We start from the raw sequence: 4,870 nt of genomic DNA on the forward strand, positions 1-4,870 counted from the left end.
CAGTCCCGGCTCGCGCTCGCAGTCGCTGGCGCTCGTCGCCGCGGAGCTCGAGCGGCGGGGCGCCATCCGCCTGCACGTGCGCATCGACGAGCGTGTCGCCGGCTTCACGGCGCTCGGCATCGGGCGGGAGACACGGATGCCGGCGGCCGTGGTCTGCACCTCCGGCACAGCGGTCGCCAACCTGCTGCCCGCCGCGCTCGAAGCCCACCACGCCGGTGTGCCGCTCCTGCTGCTCACGGCCGACCGCCCGCCCGAGCTGCGCGGCGTCGGCGCCAACCAGACCACGCGCCAGCCCGGGATGTTCGCACCCAGCGTGCGGCTCGAGGCCGACGTGCCGGTGCCGGAGGCGGTCGACCCGGACGGCACGCACGAGCAGAGCGCGATGCTGCGGGCGCTCGCCGACGAGGCCGTCGCCGCCGCCCTCGGTGCCGGAACGCGCGCGCCCGGCCCGGTGCACCTGAACCTGCCGTACCGCGAGCCGCTCGCCGGAGCGCTCCCCACGTGGATGGGCGTCCCCGCGGCGGAGCTCGACACCGCCGTCGACGACGACCCCGATGGGCCGCCCGTGGACGCCGAGGCCGAGGACGAGGCATCCGGAGCGCTCTACCAGGGCGGCGGCGGGATCGGCGAGTCCGACGTCCCTACCGAGCCGGAGGATGCGCCGCTCGTCCTCCAGCGCGGACCGCGCACGATCGTGCTCGCAGGAGCAGATGCCGGCGCCGAGGCCGAGGAGCTCGCGCACGTGGGCGGGTGGCCCCTCGTCGCCGAGATCGTGAGCGGTGCCCGCTTCGGGCGCCATCTCGTGCACGGATACCGGGAGCTGCTGCGCGAGCCCGAGCTCGGCGGTCGCATCGAGCGCGTGGTCGTGCTCGGGCACCCGACGCTCAGCCGCGAGGCCGCGGCGCTCCTCTCCGACGAGGATGTCGAGGTCGTGGCCGTGCGCGGCCCCGGCGAACCCCTCAACCTCAACGGCGTCACGTTCGCGGCCGACCGCATCGCCGTCGCGACGGGGGACCCCGACCGCGCCTGGCTCGGGGAATGGCTGCAGGCCTCGCGCGCGGCATCCGTCGATCTCACGCCTCCTGCCCCTGACGCCGACGGCCTCTCGTCGGCGGTCCCGGGGGAGCGGCTGGGTGCGATCGCCGCAGAGCTCGAGGTCATCCGCGCGCCGATCGATCGCGCCGCCCTCGTCGACGCCGTCTGGCGGGCCTCCTGGCCTCACGACCGCCTCGTGTTCGGCTCGTCGCGGCTGGTGCGGGTGGCCGATCAGGTGCTGGCGGGCAAGAAGGTGCCGGTGCATGCGAATCGCGGGCTCGCGGGCATCGACGGCACGATCGCCACCGCGACCGGCATCGCGGTGGCGAGCCAGTCGGCCGGCGTCGCGGGCGTCACGCGCGTGCTGCTGGGCGACCTCGCACTGCTGCACGACGTCGGCGCCCTGCTGCTGCCGCCGCACGAGGAGCAGCCGCGCATCCAGCTCGTGGTCGGCAACGACGGCGGCGGCACCATCTTCGACGGCCTGGAGGTGGCCGCCGTGGCAGGCTCCGAGGTCATAGATCGAGTGCTGTACACGCCGCACGAGGTGAACCTCGAACAGCTCGCGCTCGCGTACGGCTGGGAGTACCGGCGGGTCACGACCCGGTCCGCGCTCGATCAGGCGCTCACGACGGCGGTCGAGGGTCGCCAGCTCATCGAAGTGCCGCTGGAGCGCTGACCGACGCGCCCGATCGTCGCGCACAGATCCGGCGCGCGCGGTGGGTCGATCCTGGTCGCCGCCGGCCGAAGCACGCCATGATGGCTCCATGATCGCCTCGAGTCAGAAGCACTGGATCGGTGACGTCGCCGATCTCCTCCGGGTCGGCGAGGGGTTCCGCCTCGCCGACGTCGACACCCGTTCGACGCCGGGTTATGCGAAGGACAAGATCCAGGCCGCGGAGGACCTGGAGGCGGGCGCGGCCGAACTCGACGAGTATCAGGAGCGGCTCTACGCGCGCAGCCGCGTGGACGCGACGGATGCCGCCGTGCTGCTGGTGCTGCAGGCCATGGACTCGGCCGGCAAGGGCGGGATCATCCGGCACGTGGTCGGCTCGGTCGACCCGCAGGGCGTCGTGCTCTCGGCGTTCAAGAAGCCGACCCCTGAAGAGCTCGAGCACGACTTCCTGTGGCGGGTCGAGCGGCGTCTTCCGGTGTCGGGGCTCATCGGAGTCTTCGACCGCTCGCACTACGAGGACGTGCTGATCGGCCGCGTGCGACAGCTCGCGCCTGCCGAAGAGATCGAGCGCCGCTACGGCGCCATCAACGAGTTCGAGAAGCGCCTCACCGACACCGGGACCCGGGTCGTCAAGGTGATGCTGCACATCTCGCCCGAGGAGCAGAAGTCGCGGCTCATGGAGCGGCTCGAGCGGCCCGACAAGCACTGGAAGTACAACCCCGGCGACGTCGACGAGCGGGAGCTCTGGCCGTCGTACATGGCGGCGTACCAGACCGTCTTCGAGCGCACCTCGACCGATCACGCTCCGTGGCATGTCGTGCCCGCCGACCGCAAGTGGTACGCGCGCCTGGCGGTGCAGCACCTGCTCCTCGAGGCTCTGGAGGAGATCGACCCGCACTGGCCGGTCGCGACCTTCGACGTCGAGGCCGAGAAGGCGCGGCTCGCCGCGAGCTGACGTCGCCTCCGCGCCCTGACGTCGCCTCCGCGCGCTGACGTCGCCTCCGCGCGCTGCCGTCGCCTCCGCGCGCTGCGGTCGCGCGAGACGACAGTGCGCGGACGAGACTGTGGGGTTCACCCACCGTCTCGTCCGCGCCTTGTCGTCTCGCCAGGATGCACGCTCCACCCCCGGCGCCTCGCTCAGGCGAGGGCGTCGACGATCGGGCGGAACTTCACGCGGGTCTCGAGCAGCTCCGTCTCGGGGTTGCTCTGTGCGACGATTCCAGCGCCGGCGTGGGCGACGACGGGAATGGTGTCGCTGTCGGCCGCGTCCGCCGGGGCCGGTTCCTGAGCCCGTCGAGGGGTCGCGCCGATCTGGGCGCACCGCAGGGCGATGGCCCACTCGCCGTTCCCGTCGCCGTCGACCCACCCGACCGGGCCGGCGTACCGGCGGCGGTCGAACGGCTCGAGTCGGCGGATGAGGTCGAGCGCGGCATCCCGTGGCGTCCCGGCGACGGCCGCCGTCGGATGCAGCGCCGCCACGAGGTCGAGCGCCGAGGCGTGGTCGGCGAGGTCGCCGGCGACATCGGTCGCCAGATGCCACAGGTTCGGCAGCTTGAGCGTGAAGGGCTCGGGATCGGCGCTCAGGTGGCTGACGTGCGGACCGAGCGTCGCGAGCACGCTCTGCACGGCGTAGCGGTGCTCGTCGAGGTCCTTCCCGCTGTGCGCGAGGGAGGTGGATGCCGCGGTGTCGTCGTGCGCGTCGGTGCCGCGGGGGATCGTCCCGGCGAGCACGCGTGCGGTCACGACGCCGCGCGAGGCCGTCACGAGGGTCTCGGGGCTCGCGCCGATGAGCCCGTCGACGGCGAAGGTCCAGGTGTCGGGATAGTCGTCGGCCAGGGCGCGGACGAGCCTGCGCAGGTCGGCGCCGGCCGGGATCGTGCCCACGAGGTCGCGCGCGAGCACGACCTTCTCGAGCTCGCCGCGGACGATCGCGTCCACGGCCTGCCGCACCGCGGCCTGATAGCCGGCCGGGTTGAGAGTGCCGGGGCCGAGGGTCGCCGACCAGTAGGGGCCGTACGGCGTCGGCTCGACAGCGGCGACGTGAAGCTCGGTGTCGGCCGTGCGGATGCGGGTCACCCATGACCGCCCGTGATGGCGACCGATGACGGTCTGCGGGACCACGAGACGGCTCGTGCCTGAAGAGCTGTCGTCGAAGACGAACGTGCCGAAGGCGACGAGACCCGTGCCCGGAAGGCCCACCGGGTCGTCGACCTCGGCTGCCTCGGCGATCCGGCGCCATGTGTCGGCCGGAGTCGCCAGGGTCGCAGGGGCGAGGCCGGGATCGCTCTGCGGCCCCCGCTCGTACCCGCCCACGGATCCGATGCCGACGATGCCGTCGCCGCGCCGCAGCCACGCGAGCGGCTCGTCGGGCGAGGCGTACGTGAGGAGGTCGTCGACGTGCTCGATCTCGCGGGTCTCGACCACCAGCTGGGGCGGGCGGAGCGCAGATGTCACGCCTCCAGCCTAGACTCGCGAGGTGACCGCCGACGCCGACGAGCAGCCTCATCCGCACCATCCCGACCGACCCGCAGTCGGGACCGCGCTGCAGTTCCGCTGGCGCAAGTGGGACGGCGGCGCCCACTGGGTCAACGACGAGATCTACCTCGGCAGCGATCGCTGGGGCGACTGGCTCGGGCAGCCCGCCGGCTGGAACAACGCGCGACCGGGGCGCGAGTTCGCCGCCGAGCACGACAGCGTCACGCTGATCCCGCCGAGCGGCGACTTCGCCTACACGCACAACGCCGCCCCGCACTCGACGCGCGTGTACATCGACATCGCCTGGGATGTGCGATGGGATGCCGGCCTCCCGACCGGGATCGACATGGACCTCGACGTCGTCCGGCGCGAGCCCGCGCAACCGTACCTCGACCGCGATGGCGTGCTGCGCAGCCCCGGCGACGTCTATATCGAGGACCGCGACGAGTGGGACGAGCACCGCGTCGCCTACCACTACCCGCTCGACCTGGTGGAGAGGCTCGAGTCCGTCGCCGTCGAGCTCGAAGGGCGCGTGCGCGCAGACCTCGCTCCGTTCGACGACGCGACCGCCCTGCACTGGCTCGCCCGCCTGGCCGCGCTGACGCCGGTGGCACAGCCCGCGCGGGTCACGTTCCCAGAGCACGACGCCGACGATCGTGACGCAGACACGACGGCCGCCGACCC

General features: G+C 73.1%; 4 protein-coding genes. 3 read left to right on the top strand and 1 reads right to left on the bottom strand.

Annotated features, from left to right (window positions below; genetic code table 11):
- Together menD and ACI3KX_RS21775 are read left to right on the top strand one after the other, a co-directional pair.
- Positions 1–1,714 (top strand): 2-succinyl-5-enolpyruvyl-6-hydroxy-3-cyclohexene-1-carboxylic-acid synthase (gene menD / locus ACI3KX_RS21770; RefSeq protein WP_404911056.1); only part of this gene is annotated, 1,714 nt, incomplete at its 5' end.
- 88 nt (positions 1,715–1,802) lie between these two features.
- The gene (locus tag ACI3KX_RS21775) at positions 1,803–2,666 is read left to right on the top strand and encodes a polyphosphate kinase 2 family protein (protein WP_404911057.1); all 864 of its coding nucleotides are present in this window, start codon (positions 1,803–1,805) and stop codon (positions 2,664–2,666) included.
- Positions 2,667–2,848: 182 nt separating this feature from the next.
- Here the strand turns inward: ACI3KX_RS21775 and ACI3KX_RS21780 are convergent, their stop codons facing one another.
- Positions 2,849–4,165 (bottom strand): chorismate-binding protein, encoded by a 1,317-nt coding sequence (locus tag ACI3KX_RS21780; protein ID WP_363354231.1) that lies wholly within the window; start codon positions 4,163–4,165, stop codon positions 2,849–2,851.
- A 22-nt stretch (positions 4,166–4,187) separates the two neighbouring features.
- On the opposite strand from ACI3KX_RS21780, the gene ACI3KX_RS21785 reads away from it, so the two are divergent.
- Positions 4,188–4,870, top strand: a 683-nt coding sequence (locus ACI3KX_RS21785) for a hypothetical protein (RefSeq protein WP_404911058.1), incomplete at its 3' end; no start/stop codon positions are given.

The organism is Microbacterium sp. ZW CA_36 (assembly GCF_044987475.1).
In the GTDB taxonomy this organism is placed as follows: Bacteria; Actinomycetota; Actinomycetes; order Actinomycetales; family Microbacteriaceae; genus Microbacterium.

Coding starts and splice junctions, on each gene's coding strand:
- ACI3KX_RS21775 (WP_404911057.1), top strand. CDS start 1,803: ATGATCGCCTCGAGTCAGAAGCACTGGATCGGTGACGTCGCCGATCTC.